The 25,493-nt window shown below is 62.3% G+C and carries 25 protein-coding genes; 7 read left to right on the top strand and 18 right to left on the bottom strand.

What is annotated here, in order from left to right; genetic code table 11:
• Nucleotides 1-479: 479 nt before the first annotated feature.
• The 10 genes from HHL24_RS36165 to HHL24_RS36120 form a co-directional block, all read right to left on the bottom strand.
• Nucleotides 480-1,076 (bottom strand): LutC/YkgG family protein, encoded by a 597-nt coding sequence (locus tag HHL24_RS36165; protein ID WP_169490069.1) that lies wholly within the window; start codon nt 1,074-1,076, stop codon nt 480-482.
• Nucleotides 1,063-2,454, bottom strand: coding sequence for a lactate utilization protein B (locus HHL24_RS36160; RefSeq protein ID WP_169490068.1), 1,392 nt, complete (start codon nt 2,452-2,454; stop codon nt 1,063-1,065). The genes HHL24_RS36165 and HHL24_RS36160 overlap by 14 nt, the downstream gene beginning before the upstream one ends.
• Nucleotides 2,451-3,194 carry a (Fe-S)-binding protein gene (locus tag HHL24_RS36155; RefSeq protein WP_169490067.1) on the bottom strand — a complete coding sequence of 248 codons (744 nt, stop codon included), beginning with the start codon at nt 3,192-3,194 and terminating at the stop codon, nt 2,451-2,453. Before HHL24_RS36155 ends, HHL24_RS36160 begins: the two co-directional genes overlap by 4 nt.
• 331 nt (nt 3,195-3,525) lie before the next feature.
• Nucleotides 3,526-4,272: a FadR/GntR family transcriptional regulator gene (locus tag HHL24_RS36150; protein WP_169490066.1), complete on the bottom strand. Its 747-nt coding sequence runs from the start codon at nt 4,270-4,272 to the stop codon at nt 3,526-3,528.
• Between the two features lie 133 nt (nt 4,273-4,405).
• A complete protein-coding gene (locus HHL24_RS36145; RefSeq protein ID WP_169490065.1) occupies nt 4,406-6,202 on the bottom strand; it encodes a S10 family peptidase in 1,797 nt (598 codons plus the stop codon).
• A 325-nt stretch (nt 6,203-6,527) separates the two neighbouring features.
• A complete protein-coding gene (locus tag HHL24_RS36140) occupies nt 6,528-7,847 on the bottom strand; it encodes a cytochrome c (protein ID WP_169490064.1) in 1,320 nt (439 codons plus the stop codon).
• A 2-nt stretch (nt 7,848-7,849) separates the two neighbouring features.
• Nucleotides 7,850-9,622: a GMC family oxidoreductase gene (locus HHL24_RS36135; RefSeq protein WP_169490063.1), complete on the bottom strand. Its 1,773-nt coding sequence runs from the start codon at nt 9,620-9,622 to the stop codon at nt 7,850-7,852.
• Nucleotides 9,623-9,775: 153 nt separating this feature from the next.
• Nucleotides 9,776-10,480: a gluconate 2-dehydrogenase subunit 3 family protein gene (locus HHL24_RS36130; protein ID WP_169490062.1), complete on the bottom strand. Its 705-nt coding sequence runs from the start codon at nt 10,478-10,480 to the stop codon at nt 9,776-9,778.
• A gap of 301 nt (nt 10,481-10,781) precedes the next feature.
• Nucleotides 10,782-11,981, bottom strand: a complete 1,200-nt coding sequence (locus tag HHL24_RS36125; protein WP_169490061.1) for a pyridoxal phosphate-dependent aminotransferase — start codon at nt 11,979-11,981, stop codon at nt 10,782-10,784.
• A gap of 138 nt (nt 11,982-12,119) precedes the next feature.
• Nucleotides 12,120-13,601 (bottom strand): RNA polymerase factor sigma-54, encoded by a 1,482-nt coding sequence (locus HHL24_RS36120; RefSeq protein ID WP_169490060.1) that lies wholly within the window; start codon nt 13,599-13,601, stop codon nt 12,120-12,122.
• A 541-nt stretch (nt 13,602-14,142) separates the two neighbouring features.
• Between HHL24_RS36120 and HHL24_RS36115 the strand changes: the two genes are divergently transcribed.
• The gene (locus HHL24_RS36115; RefSeq protein WP_169490059.1) at nt 14,143-14,481 is read left to right on the top strand and encodes a BON domain-containing protein; all 339 of its coding nucleotides are present in this window, start codon (nt 14,143-14,145) and stop codon (nt 14,479-14,481) included.
• A 288-nt stretch (nt 14,482-14,769) separates the two neighbouring features.
• Here HHL24_RS36115 and HHL24_RS36110 read toward each other — a convergent pair whose 3' ends face one another.
• The 6 genes from HHL24_RS36110 to HHL24_RS36085 form a co-directional block, all read right to left on the bottom strand.
• The gene (locus HHL24_RS36110) at nt 14,770-15,222 is read right to left on the bottom strand and encodes a PA2169 family four-helix-bundle protein (RefSeq protein ID WP_169490058.1); all 453 of its coding nucleotides are present in this window, start codon (nt 15,220-15,222) and stop codon (nt 14,770-14,772) included.
• A gap of 754 nt (nt 15,223-15,976) precedes the next feature.
• Nucleotides 15,977-16,558, bottom strand: a complete 582-nt coding sequence (locus HHL24_RS36105; RefSeq protein ID WP_169490057.1) for a hypothetical protein — start codon at nt 16,556-16,558, stop codon at nt 15,977-15,979.
• Nucleotides 16,559-16,654: 96 nt separating this feature from the next.
• Nucleotides 16,655-16,999, bottom strand: coding sequence for a DUF1488 family protein (locus HHL24_RS36100; RefSeq protein WP_169490056.1), 345 nt, complete (start codon nt 16,997-16,999; stop codon nt 16,655-16,657).
• Nucleotides 16,996-17,559: a DUF4142 domain-containing protein gene (locus tag HHL24_RS36095; protein ID WP_169490055.1), complete on the bottom strand. Its 564-nt coding sequence runs from the start codon at nt 17,557-17,559 to the stop codon at nt 16,996-16,998. The genes HHL24_RS36100 and HHL24_RS36095 overlap by 4 nt, the downstream gene beginning before the upstream one ends.
• A 98-nt stretch (nt 17,560-17,657) precedes the next feature.
• Nucleotides 17,658-18,209 (bottom strand): type 1 glutamine amidotransferase domain-containing protein, encoded by a 552-nt coding sequence (locus HHL24_RS36090; RefSeq protein ID WP_169490054.1) that lies wholly within the window; start codon nt 18,207-18,209, stop codon nt 17,658-17,660.
• Between the two features lie 116 nt (nt 18,210-18,325).
• A complete protein-coding gene (locus HHL24_RS36085; RefSeq protein ID WP_169490053.1) occupies nt 18,326-18,667 on the bottom strand; it encodes a chemotaxis protein in 342 nt (113 codons plus the stop codon).
• Between the two features lie 165 nt (nt 18,668-18,832).
• Between HHL24_RS36085 and HHL24_RS36080 the strand changes: the two genes are divergently transcribed.
• Entirely contained in the window at nt 18,833-20,167 is a 1,335-nt protein-coding gene (locus tag HHL24_RS36080) for a DNA topoisomerase IB (protein ID WP_169490094.1), read from the top strand.
• Between the two features lie 101 nt (nt 20,168-20,268).
• Here HHL24_RS36080 and HHL24_RS36075 read toward each other — a convergent pair whose 3' ends face one another.
• Complete coding sequence (locus HHL24_RS36075) at nt 20,269-20,541, bottom strand: hypothetical protein (protein WP_169490052.1); 273 nt, start codon at nt 20,539-20,541, stop codon at nt 20,269-20,271.
• A gap of 294 nt (nt 20,542-20,835) precedes the next feature.
• Between HHL24_RS36075 and HHL24_RS36070 the strand changes: the two genes are divergently transcribed.
• The 4 genes from HHL24_RS36070 (at nt 20,836) to HHL24_RS36055 (ending at nt 23,994) form a co-directional block, all read left to right on the top strand.
• A complete protein-coding gene (locus tag HHL24_RS36070; protein WP_169490051.1) occupies nt 20,836-21,363 on the top strand; it encodes a PRC-barrel domain-containing protein in 528 nt (175 codons plus the stop codon).
• A gap of 206 nt (nt 21,364-21,569) precedes the next feature.
• Nucleotides 21,570-21,980: a DUF3175 domain-containing protein gene (locus tag HHL24_RS36065; RefSeq protein WP_169490050.1), complete on the top strand. Its 411-nt coding sequence runs from the start codon at nt 21,570-21,572 to the stop codon at nt 21,978-21,980.
• Between the two features lie 83 nt (nt 21,981-22,063).
• Complete coding sequence (locus HHL24_RS36060) at nt 22,064-23,383, top strand: cation:proton antiporter (RefSeq protein ID WP_169490049.1); 1,320 nt, start codon at nt 22,064-22,066, stop codon at nt 23,381-23,383.
• A gap of 41 nt (nt 23,384-23,424) precedes the next feature.
• Nucleotides 23,425-23,994, top strand: coding sequence for an FUSC family protein (locus tag HHL24_RS36055; RefSeq protein WP_169490093.1), 570 nt, complete (start codon nt 23,425-23,427; stop codon nt 23,992-23,994).
• Here HHL24_RS36055 and HHL24_RS36050 read toward each other — a convergent pair.
• Nucleotides 23,991-24,932, bottom strand: a complete 942-nt coding sequence (locus tag HHL24_RS36050; RefSeq protein ID WP_169490048.1) for an AraC family transcriptional regulator — start codon at nt 24,930-24,932, stop codon at nt 23,991-23,993. The two genes, HHL24_RS36055 and HHL24_RS36050, sit on opposite strands and share 4 nt — an antisense overlap.
• A 117-nt stretch (nt 24,933-25,049) precedes the next feature.
• Between HHL24_RS36050 and HHL24_RS36045 the strand changes: the two genes are divergently transcribed.
• Nucleotides 25,050-25,406 carry a carboxymuconolactone decarboxylase family protein gene (locus HHL24_RS36045; RefSeq protein ID WP_169490047.1) on the top strand — a complete coding sequence of 119 codons (357 nt, stop codon included), beginning with the start codon at nt 25,050-25,052 and terminating at the stop codon, nt 25,404-25,406.
• Nucleotides 25,407-25,493 lie beyond the last annotated feature (87 nt).

Raw genomic sequence — 25,493 nt, 5'->3', positions numbered from 1 at the left:
CCGGGAAACGCTACTAGACGATCAGTTGCTGACGGCGGAGCGAAAGAGAAGGATGACACACGAAGATTTTGCCACGTAATCCTGAACGGCATTTGCCCCTGCCCTTACGAGCGCTCACGCAAAAGCACGCCGCCGGCGGATCAGTCGACATATCCCGAACACTATTGACGACAAGGCAGGCGCACAGCGAACACGGTTTCTATCGCGTCGGACCAAGCCTTGATCCCCCCGTGGGCCCTGAAAATCCAGATCGACCCGACAGTCTGGATGCGCCGCCCGCAGCTGGTCAAGTTCATCGGTAAACAGTTGCTCCAGGCCGGCATCCGTCGGCGAGATAGTGATCCCCAAACCCAGTCTGGTTCGATTGAAATCAAGCAGCCGGCCATTCTGGCTGCGATCGCGTCCCGCACAATCCGTTGGAGACAGGCGCGTCTTGTGGGAGATCGAAGGCGTTGAGCGACTGCTTTCCAAGACGCCCACTAGATTCCTCGAGGTTCGGCCACCCACACCACCGTCAACGACCGCACCCCCTGCGCACCGCGAATCAGCACGCCTTCGATATCCGCAGTGGCCGAAGGGCCGGTGACCAGCGCCGCATAGCGTGCATCGCGAAAGTCGTCGCGACGGTACACGTCCTGCAAGCCGTCGAGCAACTGCGCCGGATCGAGCAGCACCACCAGATGCTGCACGATGTACCCCAGCGAGTTGACCACATACTCGCGCTCGCTGAACCACACCGAGCCGGTTTCAGCAACGCCGAAGCGCGCCCGCACCACGCCTACCTCGATATCCTGCAACGAAGCCGGTTCGGTTTCGGCCGTGATCGCACGCGTGCCGGGCACTTCCGGTGTGGCCGACGCCACCGACGCCACCTCACCGAACCGCTCACGGATCAGCGCAAGCACGTCGCCCGCAGCCGGCGCTTCGACACAGGTGCCGCCCATCGCCTGCAATGCCGTCGTGAAGCGCGCCCGCAAATCCCCGCCCACCGAAGTGAACATCGGCACATCAGGCCGTGGACGCGCCGGCGGCTGCGCCTCACGAACCTTCGCCAGAAAAGCTTCACGCGTTGCCATCGCCACCTCCACGATTCTTTTTGTACCAGGCATGAAAGGTCAGCTTCGGCGCCTCCGGCAACTCACGCTGCCGCCCCCAGATATTGAGCGGGTTATACAGCACGAAATTCGGCAGCCGCCGCAGCGCGCCGCCCATCGACGACACCGTCGCCCGATACAGCGTCGGGCTCGCGAGCAACCGCCCCGCCATTTTCAACACTTCCTGCTTCACGAACGGCACTTCATGGCGCTCGGCGATCACCGTGCGCCATTTGTAAATCTGCTCGTGAATATTGATCTTCACCGGACACACATTCGTGCAACTGCCGTTGAGCGTCGACGCGAACGGCAACGCGCTGTAACGCTTCAGATCGAAGGTAGGATTAATGATCGCGCCGATCGGGCCCGAATACGTGCCGCCATACGACAAGCCGCCACTGCGCCGGTACACGGGGCACGTATTCATACACGCGCCGCAGCGGATGCATTTGAGCGAATACCAGAAGTCCTCCATCGCGAGCCGCTCCGAGCGGCCGTGATCGACGAGGATGAAATGCATCTCGGTGCCCGGACGCGGCGCGCGAAAATGCGAGGTGTATTGCGTAATCGGCGAACCGAGCGCGCTGCGCGACAGCATGCGGATGAATACGCCAAGATCCGACACCTTCGGAATCAGCTTCTCGATACCGATCGACGCGATATGCAAGGGCGGCACATTCGCGGACAGGTCGGCATTACCTTCGTTAGTACACACGACGACCGTGCCCGTCTCCGCCACCGCGAAATTACAGCCCGTCATACCGGCCGTTTTCTCGCGCACGAAATACGGCCGCGTGTTCATCCGCTGGCTTTCCGCGAGATAGTGAATATCGCTGTTTTTCGGATCGGTGCCGATGGTGCGGCCGAACAGTTCGGCCACATCGGCACGCAATTTGTGGACTGCGGGCACCACCATATGGCTTGGGTCCTGATGATCGAGTTGCTGGATGCGCTCGCCGAGATCGGTCTCCATTACCGTGATGCCGCGCGGTTCGAGATACTCGCGCATCTTGCATTCGTCGGTGAGCATCGACTTGCTTTTGACGAGCGTGGTCATGCCGCGCTCGGACATGATCTTGTAGACCAGCGCATTGTGTTCTTCGGCCGTCGCGGCCCAATGCACCACGACGCCATTTGCTTCAGCCGCAGCGGCGAACTGTTCGAGGTAGTCGGACAGATGCGACAGCGTGTGTTCCTTGATGCCCGATGCCAGTTCGCGCAGCGTCTCCCATTCCGGAATGCCGTGCGCCTGGGCATCGCGCTTCTCACGCAAATCCCACAAACGCTTGTCGTGAAACGCGACGTGCTCCGTCTTCTTGATGAAAGCGCCCGCAGCTTTCGCGTGATCGATCCGGCTCATGCGCGTGCTCCGTTCAGGACCTGCGCGATATGGATGAAGCGTGCGTCGGCTTTCATCCGCTCCGCGCAGCCTTGCTGATGCATCAGGCACGACATGTCGCCCGATACGATGTACTCGGCGCCCGCGTTCAGATGATCGCGGACCTTGTCCTGCCCCATGCGTACCGACACCGGCTCTTCGGTCACCGAGAAGGTGCCGCCGAAACCGCAGCATTCATCCGGCCGTGACGGCTTGACGAATTCGATGCCTTTGACGCCTTCGAGCAAGGTGCGTGGCTTCGAAAACGGCGCCCCGGCAATCTCCGAGACCGACGCCTCCTTCAGATGCCGCAATGCGCTGCAACTGTTATGCAGGCCGACGCGATGCGGAAACTCGGCCCAAGGAAATTCGCGCGCGCCGAGCACGTCATGCAGAAACTCGACGAGTTCGTACGCATTGGCGCGAACCTTCCTGACTTCATCGGTCTGCTCGAGCGCGGTCAGATGCTCGCGCACGTGATGGATGCAACTCGCCGACGGCCCGACGATGTAGTCATAGCCGGCGAAGTTGCGCGCAAACACGCGCTCGGCGCCGGCCGCCTCGGTTTGCGCACCGCTGTTGGCCATCGGCTGGCCGCAGCAGGTTTGTTCCTGCGGATAGTCGACCTCGATGCCGAAGCGTTCGAGCAATTCGAGCGTGGCGATCCCCACTTCGGGATAGAACGCGTCGATGAAGCACGGGATAAACAGGGCGACTTTCATAAGCTCATTGAAAAGAAAAGCGGCCGGTGATTCACCTACTCTAGTGCGGAATCATGGCGGCGCAGGTTTTTCCTGCCGACAGTGTGCTTGCGGTCGGGCAGTAAGACTGGTCTTGTTGGTCTTACCACGAAATATAAGGAAGTCGCCGGACGGTGTCAACCGGAGGAAGTTTGGTAAAAACGGCTACGCAGGCCTCAGCGCGGGCATGGATGCGGCCGGTCCGCCGCTCGCGCGTGGGCAGGAGCGGCGCTCAGGTAGTCAGGAATTCGGGGGGGCGGACGGGAGATAAGGAAGACAGGAGATCAGGACGCCAGACGGGAGAGCGGCAAACTCAGGAAATCACGCTCGGCGAAGGTTTCGCCGCATCTTCCTTGTACATGTCGCGCACATAAGTCAGATGACGCTCGGACGCCTTGCGCGCCTTTTGCGCATCGCGTGCGATGACCGCGTCGTAAATGGCCTGATGCTGGCTCATCAACTGCTTTTCCATCGCCTCGTCGTAGTCGATCAGGCGATGGTACTGGCGCATGCCTTCGCGAATCAGCGTATGGATGCCGTGCATCACATGGGCGAGCGCGATGTTGTGCGTGGAGTCGGCGATGGCGAGGTGAAACGCAGCATCCAGTTCGGCGAGGTTCACGCGGTCTTGCGACTGGGAGCCGGCCTTCAATGCTTCGAACGCTTCGGTGATTTTCTGCAGATCGGCCGCGGTGGCGCGCTCCGCAGCGTACACCGTCGAAATCGATTCAAGACCCTGGCGCAGTTCGAGAATATCCGCACTGGTGCGCGGATTTTGCAGCAGCAGCTCGGCGAGCGGCTTGGAGATGATCGGTGCGGTGACGTCGACAACCGTGAAGCCGCCCCGTCCCGACGTTTCGATATAACCGTCCGCTTCCAGCCTGATCAGCGCTTCCCGCAACGACGGCCGCGACACACCGAGCTGCGTGGCCAGATCGCGCTCAGCCGGCAACCGGTCGCCCGGCATCAGCGCGCCGTCCGAGATCAGCTGCTTGATCTGGTCGGACACCACGTCGGAGAGTCGTTTGCGCGTGAAGGACTGGATCGGGAGAAATGGCATGAGCGGCGCGGGTGAAGCCTGGGTTGGTAAAGCCTGATTGGCGAAGCCGTGGACGACGGCATGGACGCACCTTCGAACGGCGCGCCAAAGTGCAGGAATTATACCGTTCAGCGACACGCCGCTGCTTACCACGCTAGCCCGCCCCCGCCGCATAGAAACTCGCCAGATCCCGCTTGAGCGCATGCAACGCGGCATCGTCCAGATAGATCATGTGGCCGGTGGGGTAGTAGGTGATCCGTACGTTGGCGCGCAGCGGTGCATCGACACCCAGATGCGCAAGCGCGTATTCGGTCGCATAGAACGGCGTGGCAAGGTCGAAATAGCCGTTTAGCGACATGACACGCAGGTGCGGATTCTGCCGCATCGCTTCAGCGAGATCGCCCGCCGCGTACGGCACGGTCAACTGCTCACCCCACCACTCACGATGTTTCCAATCCCACTGCTTCAACGCATCGTCGTTGAAAACGCGGTAGCGGTCGGCGGGCGTGAAGTGCAGGTCCTGCGCAAGATGCTGATGAAGCGCGGCGTCGAAAGCGCTCGACACACTACTCACCGATGCATCGAAATCGGGACGCTCGGACACGCCGTCATACTCGAGTCCTTCGAAACGGGCATCGTATCGGCCGACGCTGCGCGACTGATCGCGCAACAATTGATCGCGAAAGCGCGACGGATAGAGACGCAGGCGGCTTCGCTTCACGTACTCGGCGTCGAGCCCCGTGAACTGTGCGACGCGTGCGGCAATCTCGTCGCGCTGCGCGTCAGGCAACGCATCGCCCTGCGCGAGCGCCTGCGCATAGGGTCCACGTGCGAACGCGCGAGCCTCGTCGAGAAAGGCCGGCAGACTGGCCGGCTTTGGCGCGATCTTGTCGTGATACCACGCAGTGGCCGCGAAGCTCGGCAAATAGCTTTCGCTCTGGAAATCGGAGCCGGGTGAAAACGCCGCGGAATCGAGCACCGACGACATCAGGATCACGCCATTGAGCGCGATATTGTTCTGTCCCAGTTGATACGCGAGCATCGCGGCGCGCGCGGTGCCATACGATTCGCCGAGCAGATACTTCGGCGAATTCCAGCGCTGGTTCACCGTCAGATAGCGGTCGATGAACTGCGAAAACGCGCCGAGGTCCTGATCGACGCCCCAGAAGTCCTTCCCCGTGCCATGTCCAACGACTCTCGACAAGCCCGCACCCACGGCATCGATAAAGACCAGATCGGTGGCGTCGAGCAGGCTATCGGGGTTGTCGTCCAGCACATACGGCGCGGGCGGCGTGATCGCGGGACTCGCCGTGCGCACCCGCTTTGGCCCGAACGAGCCGATCATCAGGAATACGCTGCCCGCACCCGGTCCGCCGTTGAAGAGGAATGTGACGGGGCGCGTCCCGGGCGCCTTGGTGGCGACTGTATAGGCGACGTAGAAAACGCTCGCATTGGCGTGGCCGGTCTTGTCACGCAGCAGCAGGTTGCCGGCCGTTGCCGTGTAGTCGAGCTTGCGGCCGTCGAGCCGGATCGAATGCTGGGTGACCGCGCCGCTTTCCGGCGGAATGGGGATTGCCGCGGTCTCGGGCTTGGCAGTGTGCTGCGGGCTATCTTGCGCATCGCTCTGGCTGGCGGCGGCAACCCGTGGCGGACGGCCGGTACGCGAAGGATTTGCGCGCGGCTCCTTGACTGGCTGGCCGTTCGCATCGACGGCCTGAGTAGCAGTCTCTGCCTGAGCGCTGGGCACGCTGGGCACACCCACCGAACTGGCCGGCGGCGTGGCCGTTTCCGTGCTGGCGGCCGCAGCGGATGAGTCGTCCAGTTCGGCCGCCGCGCACAGCTGGCTGAACGTGGCGATGACGGCAAGGACCAGTGCCATCGCCACCAGAGCGGCCGCCATGGATCCTGCCATCAGTGAGCGGCGCAACGAGAGGTAGAAGCGAAGGGCCATGGGGTTTCCGGCTGCGAGTCGATAGGCGTCGATGTCCCGATTGTCCAGGTTAAGACGAACCAGGCGACCGATTCTTGACGCAAGCATCAAAGACGTCAATCGAAAACTGGCTCTAACACGCGCTTCTCCCAAGCCGCATCGTTTCATGGAGGAAAACGAAAGCAATACGAAATACTTAAGAAAGCCGCTCCGCTATCGTGACGCCGCGCGGGCTTTGCCTCACGTTCGCGATTCGGGCGGCTTGCTTTGGCCCACCTTTCTTTGCCGCGCGGCATCCTGCTCTATGTCGCTTTTGGGGCCAAAGGAAAGTAGGTGCCGCCCTCCCTCAATGAGCCGACGCAGTGGCCGTCATCGTCACTACTGGCCGGGCATCGAGCGACGCTCGCGCTTTGCCAGCCTGCTCGGCCGTAACAGCGTCTGCCGCATTGCCCCAACTATTGCGCACATAAGTCGCCACCGCCGCGACTTCGGCATCGGACAGCTTCCAGCTGAAGTTGGGCATGGCCGCCCCAGTCGGATTGCTTTCGGTCACCGCCCCACGGCTGCCGATCAGGATCGTCCGCAACAGGTTTGCGGGGTTAGGCTGCTGCACGCCCGCGCTGGCACTGAGCGACGACACCATCGCCGGCACGCCGGTACCGTTCGATCGATGGCAAGCCGCACAGTTGTCCAGGAACACCTGTCGCCCCAGACGCATCGACTCACTTCCGGCGTCGAGTGCTGCAGGCACAGTCTTATCCGACCCTGGAAAGCCCTTCAGATACACCCCGATCGCCCGCAGATCCGCTTGCGTCAAATACTGCGTCGAGTTGGTGACGGCCTCGGCCATCGGCCCCGACGCCACCGAACGATCATTACCACCGTTCTTCAGATAGGCCGCGATATCGTCAACCGACCAGCCACCCAGCCCCACATGCGCATTGCCGCTGATTTCCGGCGCATACCAGCCTTGCAATTCACCGCCCTGCAACGCAGCACCGTCGCCGCCCAGGAAGTTCTTCGGCGTATGGCAGGACGCGCAATGCCCGAGCCCTTGCACCAGATATGCACCGCGATTCCACTCCACCGATTGCGTCGAATCGGCCTTGAACGGGGTTTTGTCGAAGAACAGCAGATTCCAGCCGAACATCAGCAAACGGATGTTGAACGGGAACGGCAACTGGTTGGCGTCGACCTTGTTGTTCACTGCGGGCACGGTGTCCAGATAGGCCTTGATGTCACGCAGATCCTGATCGCTAACCTTCGCGTACGCGGTGTACGGCATCGCCGGATACAGATATTCGCCGTGCTTGCCGACGCCCTGCTTCACCGCGCGAATGAACTCGGCCTCGCTCCAGTCGCCGATACCGGTTTGCTTGTCCGGCGTGATATTGCTCGCGACGATCTTGCCGAACGGTGTGTCGATCGCGAGACCACCCGCGAACGGCTGGCCGCCTTGCGCGGTGTGACACGCGATACAGTCGCCGGCCCGCGCCAGATAGCGGCCGCGCTCGACCGCCTCGGCAGCCGGGCCTGCGGCCGCCACCGGGCTATGCACCACCTGCGCCGGCGCATCCTGGGCCTGCGCGCGATGCTGCACGCCGAACCACGCGGCCGTGCTCGCACAGGCAAGCGCCACAATCCCCAACAACGATTTTGTGCGCATGCTCAGGTCCTCACCAGCGGGCCAGGTGACTTCAGGTACTGCGTTCTGATCGCTTCAGCGGCCCACAGCGTGAGCGCGGCGACGGTGCCGGTCGGGTTGTAGCCGCCGTTGTTGGCGAATGCCGATGCGCCGACCACGAAGGTGTTGTGCACATCCCAGCTCTGCAAATAGCGGTTCAATGCGCTCGTCTTTGGGTCGTCGCCCATCACGGCGCCGCCGGTGGTGTGCGAGGACAGATTGTCCATCGGCGAGAACGGCTTCGCGGTGGGCTCGGAGCGCACCACGGTTTTCGCGCCCATTGCATGACCGATTTCTTCGGAGCGGTCAGCCATGAATTTCGCCGAGCGCTTGTCGTTTTCGTTCCAGTCGAAGGTCACGCGCAAGAGCGGTCGGCCGAAACGATCCTTATAGGTTGGATCGAGATCGAGGAACACGTCGCGATGCGGGTAGCTGTTGCCCATGCAATAAATCGAGTTGTAGTTCTGGTAACTCTCTTTGTAGGCCTTCTTCCAGGCGCTGCCCCAGCGCGGCGTGCCGGGCGGCACGCCATTGGCCAGACCGATCGGACGGCCGTTGGTGGAGTGCACGAGCGCCACGCCACCGCCGATGAAATCGTGGTTGCTGTGATCGAAGTTGTCGCCGTTGAAGTCGTCTACGGCTTGCGCGAGTGCGCCCGCGCCGATGAACGGATTCAGACGCTGACCTTCGAAGAAAATCGATGCGCCCGCAATCGTCTGATACGCGTAATTGCGCCCCACCACCCCTTCGCCGCGCGCATGGTCGTAGGGCTGACCGATGCCCGAAAGCAGCATCAGGCGTACGTTGTCCATCTGATACGCGGCGATCACGACGATGTCCGCCGGCTGCTCCCACTCGTTGTTGTCTTCGTCGACGAAGGTCACGCCCGTGGCTGTTTTCTTGTCATCGGCGAGATTCACGCGCAGCACTTCAGCCTGCGGGATGACGCTGAAGTTCTTACGCTGCATCAGCGCCGGCATGATGCACGCTTGCGGACTGCTCTTCGACCAGTTGCCGCAGCCGAAGAACTCGCAATACCCGCAGTACGTGCACGGCGCCATATGCACGCCGAGCGGATTCACATACGCACCCGAGGTGTTGCCCGCGGGCACGGCGAACGGATGCAGGCCGAGATCGCGGGTAGCCTTGTCGAACATCATGGCGACTTGCGTGCGTTCCAGCGGCGGCAGCGGATAGTCGCGCGAACGCGGACCTTCGAATGGATTGCCGCCCGGCTGGATCTTGCCCTGGATGTTGCCCGCGCGGCCCGACGTGCCGGCGAGCCGTTCGAACTTGTCGTAATACGCCTCCAGGTCGCCGTAGGTCACGCCCCAGTCCTGCACGGTCAAACCGTCGAGCAGTTTGTTCGCGCCGTAGCGTTCGATCGTATGGCTCTTCGTGATGAAGTCGGTCGGCAGAAAGCGCCATGTCATGCCGTTCCAGTGCGTGCCCGCGCCGCCCACGCCGATGCCGAACTGGTAGGTGTTCCAGTCGCGCAGCGGCAGCGCGGTTTGCTCGACGGTGTTGCGAAACGTGAGCGTTTCGATTGCGGGCGGCTGCATCAGCGAGCGGCGTGTCGCGAAACGCAGTTCATCGGTGTCGATGGTGGTCGGGAAGTCGCTCGACGTGTCGCGCCACGCGCCACGTTCGATCGCCACCACGTTCAGGCCCGCCTGGGTCAATTCGTTGGCCATCAGCGAACCTGACCAGCCGAGTCCGACGATGACCGCGTCCACTTTGGCGCGTTTCTGTGCCATCCAGATTCTCCAGGTTTCAGTGATCAATGCGCGGGCGCGCGGGCTTGCCGTTCGCGCCCGCAAGGCACGGCGTGCGCCGTGCTGTGGGAACCGCGCCGCCTGTTCGCGGCACGCTTGGGTGTTGTGTTCTCGTGGGCGTTCTTCCGCCGCGAATCAGCTCTTGCCGCCGATCAGGCTGATTGGAATCACCTTGAGGTCTTCACCGCGCCGGCCGATCACGTCGCGAAAGTCGTACTGCGCGCCGGGAAAGCCGAGCATTTTCCAGCCCGCCATCTCCTTGTTGCCGCCGTAGACCGGATCGGCAAAGAAGCCTTCGCGGACGTTCTGCAGCATCATGTTGAAGAAGGCCACGCCGTCGACGTTGTCGAACTTGAGCTGGCCGGCTTCGATCTGCTGAAGCAATGTGTCCTGCTGTGCGGCGTCGAGCGCGTGAAACGGCTTGCCTTGCGCGCTCTGACAATGCTGCGCGAGCGCATTCAGGCCGGCCCGATAGCGCTCGGCCGGGGTCTGGCTGAACTGCGGCCCTTGTTGCGGGGTGCCTGGCGTGACCGGGCCGCTGCGGTATTGGGTCGTCGCGCGGCCGAAGTCGCCGCTCAATTGACGGTCGACAAACACGACGCAACCGGCTTCACGTCCCCCGATGCTCAGTTCGTCAGCGGGAATCAAACGATCGGCGATCGCCTCGACGGTGAGCGCTTCGTCCGCGGTGAAGAAGGTCCAGCCGCCTGCTATGACCGGCTGCGGCAAGACCGCAGGATCTTTACTCCATGGCATGCCGCCAAAAATCACCTTCACTTTCGCGACTGCCACACCGGCGACCAGCATCAGCATGGACGAAAGGAATTTCCGTCTCGACATATCGAACTCCTTGAACAAACGCCGTTACGAACAACGGCGCGCGCTGCATTTTAACTAAATAGTTAGTATACAGCGAGTCCTCACGTATGCGTCGCCGTGAAATTCGCTCTTACGATGGATGTGACAATGCCGCGGACGCCGTGTGGCAAAGGCCTGGCGGCGTCCGGCTGTTTTGAGTAAATCAGACGGCGTACGCGAATTACAACCGTGGGTTCAGGTGTTGATGCGCAATGATTGGACACCCGGCGTCGGTGCAAAACCGAGCGTCCGGGTGCGAAAAGATCTGTTTGCGGCCGAGGGCCTAACCCGCCGGCAATGCCCGATTCCGCAACGATAATCCGCTGACGAACGCGGCAATCCGTTCGCAGGCGTCGATCAGGCTCGCTTCGTCGACCACGAAACCCAACCGCACGAATCCATTCGCGGTCTCCCCGAAAGCGCTGGCGTCGAGCAGCGACACGCCTTGTGCGCGAAACAGTTGCCAGGTGAAATCGACCGTGTCGAGGCCCGTGCCGCTGACATCGACCATCATGAACATGCCGGCTTCGGGCAGCAGGCAACGCAAGCCCGGCACGCGGTGCAAGCGCTCGAACACGACGTCGCGGCGGCGCCGGTAAATCTCGCGCATCTCCGCGACGATTTGCGCTTTGTTCTGCAAGGCCGTCAATGCAGCCTGCTGGATGAAGCCCGGCAAGCCATAAAGCATCGCCAGCGCAAGCCGCCCCATATGCTCGATCAGCGTGGCAGGCCCGATCGCCCAGCCCACGCGCCACCCCGCCATTGCATGCGATTTCGACAGACTGCCGAGCGTCACCGTGCGCTCCGCCATGCCCGGCAACGCAGCGATGCTCACATGCTCGCGCTCGAAGGTGAGATCCGCATAGACCTCGTCGGATAGCACCCACAGGTCGTGCTTGCTGGCAAGCTGCGCAATGCGCTCGAGGTCGGCACGCGGCATCACCACGCCGGTCGGATTGCAGGGTGTAGCAAAGAAAATGGCCTGAGTGCGCGGCGTGATCGCCGCTTCGAGCGCGTCACAGTCGAGGTGAAACGCTCGCGCGGGATTGACCGGCACTGGCACGAGCGTGGCACCCGCAGCGCGCACGCAGGCCTCGTATGTGAGATACATCGGCTCGGGAACGATCACTTCGTCGCCCGCTTCCAGCAGGCACAGCGATGTCGCGAATACGCCGTTCTGCGCCCCCGCCGTCAGGATCACGTTGGCCGCGCTCACGTTGAAACCGGTGGTGCGCGTGTGTTCTTCGGCAATCGCCGCGCGCAGCGGCTCACGCCCCGACACTGCGCTGTAATGCGTATCGCCGCCGCGCAACGCCTCGATTGCGCGCTCGACGATCGGTGCGGGCGTCGCGAAGTCAGGATCGCCCACGCTCAATACGATCACGTCTTCGCCATTGGCAAGCGCCTGTTGAGCGACACGATGGATTTCCCACGCCGACGTGCGCCTGCCTTGCAAACGCTCGACCAGATTCGAGTACTTCATTGACTCACCCCGTTTCGACTTGAGCCGCCAATGTAATGGGGCACGCGCGAAACGTCCAGATACGAAAAAGAGTCGCGCGAGCAGTCAGTCTCGCGTGACTCTTCGATGAAGCCTTCGTTTTGATCGGGCGAAGCGCGCTTAAACCTGGCGGCGCAGTTCCGCCGGCGGCACTTTCATCAGATGGCGGTATTTCGCCACCGTGCGCCGCGCCACCAACACGCCCTGATCCGCGAGCATCTTGGCGAGCGTCACATCGGACAGCGGATCGCGCGTGTTCTCCGCGGCGATCATTTCCTTGAGCAGCGCACGTACGGCCGCGGCCGAACAGGTGCCGCCGCTTTCCGTGCCGAGCTCACGCGGGAAAAAGTGCTTGAACTCGAAAATGCCGCGCGGCGTGGCCATATATTTGTTGCCGGTCGCACGCGAGATGGTGGACTCGTGCAAACCGAGTTCCTCGGCCACATCGCGCAGCACCATCGGCTTGAGCGCGATTTCGCCGTACTGGAAGAAGGCCTTCTGATGCGCGACGATGCATTCGGCCACACGCTGAATCGTATCGAAGCGCTGCTGCGCATTGCGGATCAGCCAGCGCGCTTCCTGCAATTGCTGCGCGAGCGGCGAGCGGCTTGCGCCGGCCGACTGCGCGAACAACTCGGCATACATGCGATGGATGCGAGCGCGCGGCTGCACTGCCGGATTGATCGTCACCACCCATTTGTTGCGCACCTGACGCACGATCACGTCCGGCACCACGTAGTTGTCGTCGGTGCGGCCGTAGCTGTTGCCGGGCTTCGGGTCGAGCTTGCGCACCAGCGCGCACGCCACCCGCAGTTCCTCGGCGCTGCAGCCGATCTGCTTTTGCAGTTCGGCCTGTTCGCGGCGCGCGAGGCGTTCAAGATGATGTTCGACGATCTGCCGCGCCACATCGCGTCCCGGCGTCTCGGCAGGCAAGGCGTTGACCTGCAGCGACAGACACTCGGACAGCGAACGGGCGCCAAGACCAGGACGATCGAGCGACTGCACGAGGCGCAACGCCACGAGCAATTCTTCTTCTGTCAATTCGGGTTCGAGGTCGACGCTATCCGCGAGTTCGGAGAGTTCCTGCCGCAGATAGCCGTCGTCGTCGAGCGCCTCGATAATGAAGCGGGCTACCGCGCGATCACGGTCGTCGAGTCGATACAGACGCAGCGAGTCGTGCAACTGCTCGCGCAAGGTCGGTTGGGAGCGCGCCCATTCAGCGGGATCGCTACTGTCGGAGTCGCCGTTCTGGCGCATCGAACTACGGCTGCTGTAGTCGCCCGAAAAGTCGCCGGGCATGTCGTCCTGCCCCCCGCTTTCCATCGTGTCGCTGCCGCCGGTGTCCGTCTGTGCCGACTCAGGTTCGGCCGCGGCGACTGTGTCTGTGGCAGGCATCGCGCCGACGTCATCGCCAGGCGTTGTGGTGGCGAGCGCGACGTCTTCCGTGTCTGTCGAGTCGTATTCGAGGAACGGATTGGTGTCGAGCGCGGTGCGCAACTCCTGCTGGAACTCCAGAGACGACAACTGCAACAGACGCACTGACTGCTGTAGACGCGGCGTGAGTGCGAGAGACTGCCTTGCGCGTAGTTCAATTGACGGCATTGTAGTGAGGTCCCGTTAATAGCTGAGAAATGGTTACGTGGCCTCAACAGAGCAACTGTCATACCAGCTCGCCCAACATACTGTTTTTTTTGAGTTTTGCCTTTTCAGGCCCGCGGATTGCGCAGCCGGCAAATGCCATTTTTACAAGGACACGGCAATTTCCGGTTGTGGGCCTTGCCGGCCGCCGCACGGCGCGCTGGACATACCCGCCCTGCTATTCATCAGCCTAAATGCCTATGCCGTCAAGGCTTTTCCCGGCATCGAGCGCCTGTCCGGCGTACCGGGCACATACCTTGCGAATCAGCACCATGTGGACGGACGTTGGTCTTTGCGCCGGATCGGTTGCCCGGTCGCGCCTTATAGCTATAGCGAGGCAAACACGAGGCAAACGAAACGTATGCATAGGCCGTCGTCCGGCGTCGATAACGGGCCCTGACGGAACCGTAGCGGCAGCGACCCCACGCGAGTCATCAACGGTTTCGACCGCGATCGACCGCAGGCAACAAGACCGCATCTTTCATCAACACCCGAAGGAGAAACCATGAAGACCATCCAACTTTTGAAGACCGCAGGCAGCATCGCTTGTGTCGCATTCGCACTGAACGCTACGGCGCAGACCAGCGCTTCGGCCCCGTCGGCATCATCCGAAACCATCGGCCAGCACGTCGACGACGGCACGATTACCACTAAGGCCAAGGCCGAACTGCTCAGCGCGAAGAACGTCAAGTCGACCCATATTCACGTAAAGACCCGCAAGGGCGTGGTGTGGCTCACGGGTTCGGTTCCGTCCGCTGACGACAAGGCCGCAGCTGGAGAAGTCGTGAAAGGCGTCGATGGCGTCTCGAGCGTGAGGAACCATCTGAAAATCGTGGCGGAATAAAAGCGGGTGATCTGATAGAAGGGAGCCGGCTCCGGCCGGCTCTTCCTATTGGGACAACCGCCGGTACAGCGGTCCAACGTTTGACAGCAAATGAAAAGCCGTCCGCATTGCGGGCGGCTTTTTCATGCATGGTTGCTTTTGCCACTGCACCACCTTTGCCACTGCGCTAGTGATCTAGTGCCTCACCAGATGCCTCCCCCACCGCCCTGTTCCACCGCCCGCGGCAACCGGGGCTCCAGGAGCGCCGGCGGCCGGGTCAAGACGACTACGCGACTACGCAGCTGGCAATTACGGCTTGGCCGCGGCGTACTGATCGCGCAGATCGCGCACGCGGTCGTGATTTTGCAGCACGCCTTGATACTGGCGCTCGACAATCGCGCGCACGTCCAGCGGCAATTCCTTCTCAAGCGCGTCGTGGTAACGCTTCTTCGCGACGTCTTCGCCCTTTTCGCATTCGGCCAGGATGTCGTGGTCGCTGCGATCCGTCACGGCCGACTTCACGTCGACCCAGCCACGATGCAACGCACCGCTCATACTGCCGCCAGTTTCAGGCTTGCCGCCCAAAGCTTGAACCGCATCCTGCAATTCGCGCGCGCCGCGCGTGCAGTCTTCGGCGCGCGACAGAAACAGCGTTTTCAGCTGCGCGTCGTGCGCATCCTCAGCTGCCTTGCGAAAGCCCTTCTCGCCATCCTTCGACGTTTCGACCAGATCGTTCAGCACGGAAACAACGTTCGTAGCCATTCAATACCTCCAGGGGTTTCGTTAATCGTGGAATCCGCCGCTACGCGCCTCCGAGTAGCAGCGGGGTTCATATGTGTATGCGCATGAGCCATGCCCGGCGCGCGTGGCCGCGGACATCCTGTCGAACGGCGCTAGCAAGTGTCGACAAGCGCTGGCAATCTTGCCAACGCACGTAAATGTTGCCCGCCCGAGCGTCTCTCCATCGACCTGAGACTGCTGCCCAGCGGACTTCTACCGGATGGCACGCAGGTTGCTTAATACATTCCGCCCGCACCGCACAATCCAGTGAACAAACACACTGCAAGACGTGCCAAGGAATTGAAAACAATGGGCAGGCAATAACGACAGGGAGTATCGCCATGAAGATCAGGAGCGCAGAATATCTAGCCGCGATCGCGATCGTCACATCGGCTGCAGTGCTGCAGATTCGCGAACATATGCAGCCGCAGGAGGCGCCGGTTGCGAGTGCGCAAGCCGCGTCGTCCTGCGGCGTCAGGCATGATGGTTTGGTACCTGCTGCTTGCGAGGCTACCCGCGATGAGGGCCAGGTTGATCGTGCGCCGCAGCCGCAACACAATAGGCCGCGCATCTGGGTTTGAGCCTGCGAATCTGAAGGCATGGCAAGACGAGACGTTACCGGTCGGTTAAGCCCTGCGGTGCGCGCCGTCCCGAATGAAATGCAAAACGGCCCGACATTTGTCGGGCCGTTTTGTTGTTTACCGCGTCTACCTTCAAACGAAAGCGCTCACCTCGCTCAGGCATGCTTCTCGCTGAATTCGTTGAGCGGCTCGGGCGTTTTGAGCGGATCGAAGTCGGCCCAGCGCCCTTGCTGCCAGCGTCCGCTCGCGCGTTCGATTGCCAGGCCCCCTGCTTCGCGCAATACGCGAGCAGCGTCGAACTGATTGTCGGGAGACACATGCACGGCAACCAGCACGCCGGAATCACGCATTTCTTGATGAAATGGTAAATGGTGGCCGACCATGCCGCCTTCGCGCGTGCGCGCCATCGCCCCAACCAGCGAGCCGACGTACGCGCCGACGCCGGCCGCGATCAGCGAGACGATAATCGGCGCCGCAAACGCCGCAAATATCGCTACGCCGACCACCGCACCCGCTACCGCGCCGATGGTGACGCCCATTCCTGCGCCTTTCGGCGCTTCCCTCGCGCCCGCGTCGGTGCCGACATCGCCGCCGATCGGATAGCGCGCGTGCTGGCCGCGCGGATTGACAAAAAACAGCGTGACGTCTTCTTCGACGAAACCTGCGTTGAAGAGCTTTTGCGCCGCGTCTTCAGCGGCGGGGAAAGTCGTAAACCGTGCTGCGACGATGAGTGACATAAGGCCTCCTGGCATCGTTGAATCGCGTTTTTGGGGACGGTGACGCCGCACAGCGTCGCGTTAAAACTACGCGCAGACGGTAGGCACGTGCCCGGACTATGCGGCGCCGCCGTGATCGGGTTCCATGCCTTCCACTCTGAACAGTCCACTATGCAACAGTACGCCATCGCCGTCGTTCTGGTCGAGTGCTTCCGCGCAAACCGAACGGATGCGGTTGCGCCCCTTGTCGAAAGCGGCCATCAGCGTAGATTCGAGCGCGGAATCGGCGCCGAAATGATCTTCCAGCGCCTCCGCGGTGATCGCGCACACAACCGCTTCGCCGTCGACACGCGCCATGAAGCGCACGGTCAGGTTCGTTCCGTCGAAGAACGGCTTGTCGTCGGAAAAGGTGATGTGCATAAGGGAATCCTCATAGGCCGGCCGCGGCAGGGTCGCGTTCATGACGAACCCTTCATTGCGCCGGCGAGTTGTTGCGCCATCGCGAGGTGATGCTTGATGGTCGGCAACGCATGTGTGGCCGTCGCCTTCAGTTGCGAGTCGGTGCCGCTCTGGCTCTCCTGCTGGAACAGGTCAACGGCGCGCTGGTGCGCTTCCACCCCGATCTGCTCGACATAGGCCTGGTCGAACTCGCGGCCCTTGAGCGTCTGCAGTTTGCCGACCAGCGCGGAATCGGCGGACGGCGCCGTGGCAAGCCCCTTCTTCGCGGCGAGTGCGGCCATGCCACGCGAGAGTTTCGTATGGTCAGTAATCATTTGCTGCGCGAATTTCTTGACGTGTGGATCGCTCGAATTCTTGAGCGCGATTTTGCTTGCCGCGATTTCAGTGGCGTCGGACTGCGAGGCATCCTGCACGAACTGCTGGTCCGCGGGCGAGAGCGTCGTGCCGCTCACCGGCGCATCGCTCGCGGGGGCGTCACTGGCTTGCGCGTACGCCGCGCCGATCGACGCTGCGCCAAGCCCCAGCGCAACCGTCATCACTTGTAGGGAATATCGGAATTTCATACATTTTCTCCCTGGTCGACACATCCACCGCAGCGGATAGAACGACGAGGCACAGCATTTCAAAACAGCTTCTGCGTGCCTCGTCAATTACGCTTCGCTTACTCAGCCTTGCGCTTCGACAATTGCGCAATCAGTGTTTTATTGAAAGCCGGAAGATCGTCGGGCTTGCGGCTGGTAATCAGATTGCCGTCCTCGACAACTTCCTGGTCCACCCACGTGCCGCCCGCATTGCGAATATCGTCTTGCAGACTCGGCCAACTCGTTACCGTGCGCCCCTTGATGATCCCTGCCGACACCGGCAGCCATGTCCCGTGGCAGATCACCGCGATCGGCTTCTTTGCACTGTCGGCGGCCTTGACGAAGGCCTGCGCCTGCGGCAGCAAACGGATGGCGTCCCCATTCACCACACCACCCGGCAGTACGACGGCGTCATAGTCGTTCGCGCTCGCCGTGTCGAAGGTCGAATCGACCTCGACGGCGTCACCCTTGTCGACATGTTTGAAACCCTGGATCTTGCCAGGCTTCGCTGAAATGACGTGTACCGTCGCACCTGCCTCAACCAGCGCGCGTTTCGGTTCGACCAGCTCGGCTTGTTCAAAGCCGTCCACCGCGAGTACCGCCACCTTGCAACCATTCAGCGTGTTAGCCATGCGCTTTCTCCTTCACGTTAGTGCAGGGACCGGGCGCACATTAAACGGCCCGCCCCTTTGATACGTCCCGATACGTCCCAAATCAGCAAAAGACGTGCCTATGTCTGACGGCCTTGCTAGAGACCCTGCGGATCGTCGTCGAGGCCGTCGTCATCGGCTGCCAGCGGATCGACAATGCGGTCGGGTTCGATATCTCCGTTTTCGACGAGCGTCGAGTCGCCGTCAGCAGCGGCTCGCTCGCCTGTACCGGCGCGATCGGTATCGCTGCCGAGCTCGGTGTCGCCGGTTTCGAGCGCGTGGTTGTCCAGTTCTGAATCAATATCGAATTCGTGGCGCTTCGCACCGGCGACATCGCTACCGCTATCGGACGAATCACTCGGGCCCAACGCGCCCGTTGTGCCTGAGGTTTGTTTGACTACCTGTTGCGGCTCTTCATCGGGATTCAGCGTGCTGCTCATGGCGCTCTCCTTGGTTTATCCAGTGCTCACAGTGAGCATTCGCAAGGACTGTTCCGCTTGCGCACCACAAGCCGCGCGGCCACGTCCGGCGCTGGGCATCGCCTTTGCTTGCAGGGAAACACCGGCGCAAACCGCACCGCCTGCTTGAAACTTCTACCTGCGACGATGGCTGCCACGACCACCCCGCTTCAACGCCGCCCCGAACGCCCTGACAACAGCGCGCCGCAAGCGGCGCCCGCTGTCATGCCGCCAGGTTTGCGACACGCCGACGACACGAAACCCGGCTATACGCGCAAGCGTGAAAAAGACGGCTTCGTGTACGTCGATCTGACCGGCAAGCGCATCGACGACGAAGATGAAATCAAACGCATCAATGCGCTCGCTATTCCGCCTGCTTACGAAGACGTCTGGATCTGTCCCGACCCGCGTGGTCATATCCAGGCGACGGGCCGCGACGCACGCGGCCGCAAGCAATACCGGTATCACCCGCGCTGGCGCGAGACGCGCGACGCCGATAAATACGAACGCATGGCGGAGTTCGGGCGTGCGTTGCCGAAGATCCGCGCCCGCGTCGCACGCGATCTGAAACTGCCGGGCATGCCCTGCGACAAGGTGATCGCCGCGATCGTGCAGTTGCTCGACACCACGCTGATTCGCATCGGCAGTGTGGAATACGCGCGCGAGAACCAGTCGTACGGTTTGACGACGCTGCGCAAGAAACATATGAAGATCGAAGCCGGCCAGTTGCGCTTCAGGTTTCGCGGCAAGAGCGGCATCGAGCACGACGTGACTGTGGACAATCCGCGCATCAAACGCATCGTGCGCCGTTGCGCCGAACTGCCGGGCCACGACCTGTTCCAGTATCTCGACGAAGACGGCACGCGCCGCACGGTTGGTTCGGCCGACATCAACGATTACCTGCGCCGTGCGAGCGATGCCGACTTCACCGCGAAAGACTATCGAACGTGGGCCGGCAGCGTCTATGCGCTGGCCGCGCTGCGGCGGCTGGTGTGCAGCAGTGCAACGGAAGCGCGCCGTCATATCGTTGCGACCGTTAAGGACGTGGCGGCGTTACTGCGCAATACGCCCGCAGTTTGCCGACGCTGCTACATCCACCCTGCGGTAATCAGTGCATTCGAGGCGGACGAGTTGCGAAGCTTGCCGCCCGGCCAGACACGCCGCGGGCTGAGAGTAGATGAAGTAGCATTTGCCGCGTTGCTCGCGTACGCGGAGAAACGTGCGGCGAAGCTGGCGCGCAAGGCTGGCGCCAAGGGCCGCAAGATGCGGGAGGCGGCGGTGAAAAATAGCATCGACGGCTCGCTGACCAGCCTGCTGAAAAAATCGCGCGTGGTGCGTAAAGAAGCCACGGCGAAGACCGATGCCAAGGCGGGTGCGCGAACTTCACGGCGGCCGGTCGCATCACGCGAGGCCGCGCCATTGCGCGACGCCAGACAGGCGGCTCGCGAGGCCAAACTGGCGGCGTCGAAAGAGATGGGCTGAAATCACCGCGCCGGGATTCACCTGCTGGCGGAATTCTGAAGCTGCAATCTTATCTTCCGCAATGCAAATGCACGCGCTATTACTTTGGATCCCAAACTGACTTATTGGCTGGCGCCGGAGGCTGTTGTGGCCGCACCCGCCGTACTCGCCGCGTCTGCGGCAGCAGCCGCCGCGCCACTACTCGTATCAGCAGTGCTGCCGGTTGCCGCGTCGCCATTCATCACGCCACTGCTGGCTAGTGCGGAACTGGCGGCGGTGGACGTATCCGCGCTGCCGTTGTCGGAGCGTTTGCAGCCAGAAGCCGCGCTCAATAACACCATTGCGGCCACGATCAGCGCCTGCTTGCCCGCGCTCCTTCTGGATAGTTGTTTCATTACTCCCCTCCTTCACCGGTCAGCTCATAGTTCTGCAGAACCCGCCGTTCCTTTCAGCGAGGCCGTCCAAATGGATAGACAGCAAGGCCCATGCCCGGCGCTGCACTGCTCCACGTGGACGAAATAGTTTCAAACGATCAGCATCCTTTACGTACCGTTTAGGCTAGCTGCCTGAACAACACACCGCGCAAAGCACCGTGATTCCGCGCCACCACTGCTGCAGCGGCTCCGCGAAATCGGAGGAACGCCGGTTGCTCAGTTATCCCTACATCAAACCAGTAAGGGAGGAACACCATGGTCAACCAGACACAGACCCTAGGCGGCATGCGCCAGGACCAGGGCGCGCGTATTGTCGGCAAGGGCAGCGCGACCGCAGACGGTCCAGGCCCGGACGTGATGGCGGCAGGCACCCTCGACGGCAACAAGGTGATCAGCAGCGATGGCGAGGACATCGGCAAGGTGAAGGACATCATGCTCGACGTCGGCTCGGGTCGCATCGCGTATGCGGTGCTGTCGAGCGGCGGCTTTCTCGGCATCGGCGACAAGCTGCTGGCGATTCCGTGGAACGCACTGACACTCGATACGCAGCAGAAATGCTTCGTCCTCGATATGACAGCCGAGCGAGTGAAAAACGCCCCGGGGTTCGATAAGGATCACTGGCCGGCCATGGCCGACCAGACCTGGGCCACGTCCGTCCATCAGTACTACGGAAGCGAGCCCTACTGGGGACGTGACCGGTACGATCGACGCGACGACCTGGGCGTCGGCGACATTCCGGCGGGTTCATCGGATGCACCGGAAGCGGGTGGGCTGAAGCTGTAGTCCACAGACAATGCGGGTAAATCTGGTTAGTTGATTGCGCCTTCGAGCCGCGCCCGCAGTAATGCGCCGGCATACCGCTAAAGCGGTAGCCGGCGCGTTTCACTTTGAGCAAGCGATTGACGAGGCGAATGCCCAAGCAAGCAAGTACGCAAGCTGGCAAGCAAAGTCATTGCGAGTACGACTCGATAAGGTAGGGAGGTGAAAGCATGGCCACCAGAAAAGCCGCCAGCAAATCGAAACGCCCGGTTAGCCGCGGTAAGTCAGGACGTCCTCCGCGTCAGCGGCATGCACAGGCGCACGCCGCGCAGCGCGCCAAAACAGCGAGCCAGAGCAGCGCGAAGCGTCCGCAAAAGTGGTCGCATCACGTGATGGAAACCAGCGATGCGATGGATCTCGAGCACGACATTTTCAAAACTGGCAGCGCGGAGTCGATCGCGAAATCGTTGAAGCAGTCTTCGACGCATAGTCGCCGTCGCAAGGGCACGCCGTTCCAGTCGGCGATGTCGATGCTGAACTTCTATATCAATCGCGCCGGCAGGAATCTGCCGAAGACGCGCCGCGACACCTTGCAACAGGCCAAACGCAAATTGCGTGAAGCGTTCGGACGCGCGCCTTGAAGCGACGCGGGTGACGCGTTCGGGCGCGGGCCCCTAACCGGCTGCGCATGCGTTGCTCGCATGCCGGCCCCACCCGGACACTCATGCACGAAACACTGTGGTTTCTCATCGTCGGAGCCGTGCTTGTTTTTATCGGCGTGGCAGCGACGACGTTGCAGCGGCTGCCCGTTAGTGCCGCCATGTTCTACCTCGCCATCGGGTACGCGCTCGGGCCACGCGGCTTGGACCTGTTGCGCCTCGATATCGTCGCCGATGCCCATCTGCTGCGAATCATCACCGAAGTCGCGCTGCTGGTCTCGCTGTTCGCCATCGGCCTGCGTTTGCGCCTCGGCATGCTGGAGAAGCTCTGGACCGTGCCGCTGCGTCTCGGCTTTCTCGCCATGCTGGCGACCATTGCGCTGCTCACGCTGTTCGGCGTGTATGTGTTGCAACTTGGCTGGGGGCCGTCCCTGCTGCTCGCGGCGATCCTGGCGCCAACCGATCCGGTGCTGGCCCACGACGTCCAGGTGCACAATCCCGGCGATCACGACCTGCTGCGCTTCGCGCTCTCCGGCGAAGGCGGCCTGAACGACGGCGTCGCACTTCCCTTCGCCATGCTCGGCCTTGCGATATGCGCGGCGCCCGCCTCTCAAGCCGGCGACGTGCTGACCTTCAGGCTCGTCGGCAGCATGGTATGGGGCGTGGTCGGTGCGATTGCGATCGGCAGCCTGCTCGGCTGGGCCACGACGCATGCGGTCACCTGGTTGCGTACGCGCCATGCGCAGGCGCTCGGTCTAGAGGGTTTCTTCGCGTTAGGGCTGATCGAACTCTCGTTCGGCGCTGCGCAACTCGTGCACACGTATGGCTTTCTGGCGGTGTTCGCCGCGGGCGTCGCGATGCGCCGCGTCGAACATCGTGCGAGCGGCGGCGTTTCGGCGCGCAAAGCGATCGGCACAGTCGATTCCGAAGACGTCGAGGCAACCGCGGCGAACCCAAGCAAAGCGCACGCGTATATGGCGGAGTCGGTGATGGGCTTCACGATCGAACTGGAACGCATCGCCGAGGTGGCGGTGATGGCGATGGTCGGCAATGTGCTCGCCACGCTGCAAGTGCCGCTTTTCACGTGGCAGACGGTCGCGCTCACGGTTGCGCTGTTCGTCTTCGTCCGGCCGGTATCGGTGGAGTTGTCATTGCTGGGGTCGAACGCGACGCATACGCAGCGGCGGTTGATGAGCTGGTTCGGCATCCGCGGCATCGGTTCGTTTTACTACCTTGCATACGCGCTCGAACAGGGCGCGGCGTCCGACGTCACGCCACTGGTGCCGCTCACGCTAGCGGTCGTCGCGGCTTCGGTCGTGGTTCATGGCGTCTCGGCTACGCCTCTGATGAACTGGTATCGCAGGCTGCGCAGCGGCCAACGCTAGAATACGAATCCTTCATGCTGCAACAGGCTCCGCCCCATTCGATGACCTCTCCCGACGATTCAAGACGTGAAGCGCGGACGAACGCCGCCAACTCGCTGTTTGCTTTTCTCAAGTCGCTGCCGCTGGGCGACCGGCTGGCTGAAGGCGGCGTGATGGCCGCGCAGGCGGTGGCCGGCGCAAGCCTCGCTTTCGCGATCGGCCGATGGTTGCATACCGAGCAGGCCTTCTGGGCCGCGATTACGGCGATCGCGGTGAGCCAGCATAGTTATATCGACACCCGCAATCTCTCGCGCGATCAGTTCATCGGCGCGATGGTCGGCGCCGTTTGCGGCCTCGTCGGCGCAACGTCCGGTGGCGGCAATCTCGCGGCTTACGCTGCCACGGTTGCCGTGGCCATCGTGATTTGCTGGGTCGTGAACGTGGGCAGCGCCGCGCGTCTAGGCGGCATTACCGCGACCATCATGCTGTTGGTGCCGGGCGTCGGTTCGCCGTGGGACAAGGCCCTGCTGCGCCTCGGCGAAGTCACCTTGGGCACGGTCTGCGCACTGCTGGTGACCTTGATCATGTCGTGGATCGAGAAGCGCTGGCTCGGCAGACCCGAGAAGGCCTAGCCGGCTTTCTGACCGTTTTCTTGCGGTTGACGCCGGTAACGTCCCGGCGTCACACCGACGCTCTGCTGAAACGCCTTGCCGAAAGCGGCTTCCGATTGATACCCCACTGCCTCACCGATCTCCGCGGCGCTACGCTGCGTGCGCAGCAGCAGATCGCACGCGATTGTCATGCGGATCTGCGTGAGAAAGTCCATCACCGTCATGCCCGCGCGCTCGTTGAAGTGGCGCGCATAGGTCGCGCGGGACATCGCCGCGAGCTCCCCAAGCTCCGCGATCGTCCACGCCCGCTCGGGGGCGCTCAGCATGCCTTGCACAGAGGCGCCGAGACGCGCATCGGCCAGCAGCGTCAAGACGCCCGGGGTCGATGCATTCTGTTCGCCATGCGCGCGCAAGGCCATCGCGAAGAGTGCGTGGCTCAATGCGGTGACGATCGCGAGCGCGCCGGGCTGACGTTGCTCGGCTTCGGCGCGCATCAGTGCAATCACCGTCTGCAACGCGCCGAGCGTTTGCACGCCAACCAGCGACACATGAAATGGATCGGGCAGCGCGTTGAGCAGCAACGCGGACGAGCCCGGTACGTAGACAAACCGGCCGCACAGAAGGTCGAGATCAGCGCAGGCGTCGCCACCGTCGTTGCGGCGCAATGGCAGCATGCCGTCATGACTCAACGTCAGCGGCGCGGTGGCAGCCGCCCGGCCAACATCGCGCACCCGATGCGCAGCGCCACGCGGAAACAGCACGAAATCCCCTGCGTGCAGTGCAACCTGCCCGCCACCCGCAGTCTCGACGACGCAAGTGCCGTCCAGCACCAGATGAAAAGGCGCAACACCCGCCTCCACCGGCGCATGATCAATGTCGAAGCCACCTGCGAGCAGGCAGCGCAAATCCAGGCTAGCTTGCGGCCGGGCAAGCTCGATCAGTCGGCTGAGCGTATCCATGAGACGATCGCGCTAAAAGTTGAGCGAATCGAGTATTCAGGATGTCGCTGCACAGCGCAATACTATGCCTCACGACACCGGCACCCGCCGGCTCGCTGCAAACAAAGGAGCACTGTCATGTTGAACTGGATCGATTACCGCAAGGAACTGTTCGGCCGCATCGGCGAGATCGCAAAACTTTCGCCGGATACCGTGAAGGCCTATCAAACGATGTCGAGCGCAGGCCAGAAGGCCGACCTGCTCGGCGCGAAGACGCGTGAGCTGATTTCGCTTGCGGTGGCCGTGACCGTGCGATGCGACGGCTGTATCACCGTGCACACTGCCGAAGCGCTGAAACACGGCGCAACTCGTGAAGAGATCGCCGAAGCACTGGGCGTGGCGGTTGCCGTGAATGCGGGCGCCGCCATGGTGTACTCGGCACGCACAATGGACGCCGTCGCCGCTTATCAGGCGGACAGTAAGCCGACGGCGTAAGGCACGCGGTGTCGCGAAGTAGCGGTGTGACGGCAGGTTACTTGCCCGGCGCACCGCGCCACCGCTCACCGACGACCTATCCCGCGT

This window comes from Paraburkholderia polaris (genome assembly GCF_012927345.1).
Classification (GTDB): domain Bacteria; phylum Pseudomonadota; class Gammaproteobacteria; order Burkholderiales; family Burkholderiaceae; genus Paraburkholderia; species Paraburkholderia polaris.
This window is presented reverse-complemented; position numbering and strand designations above follow the sequence as displayed.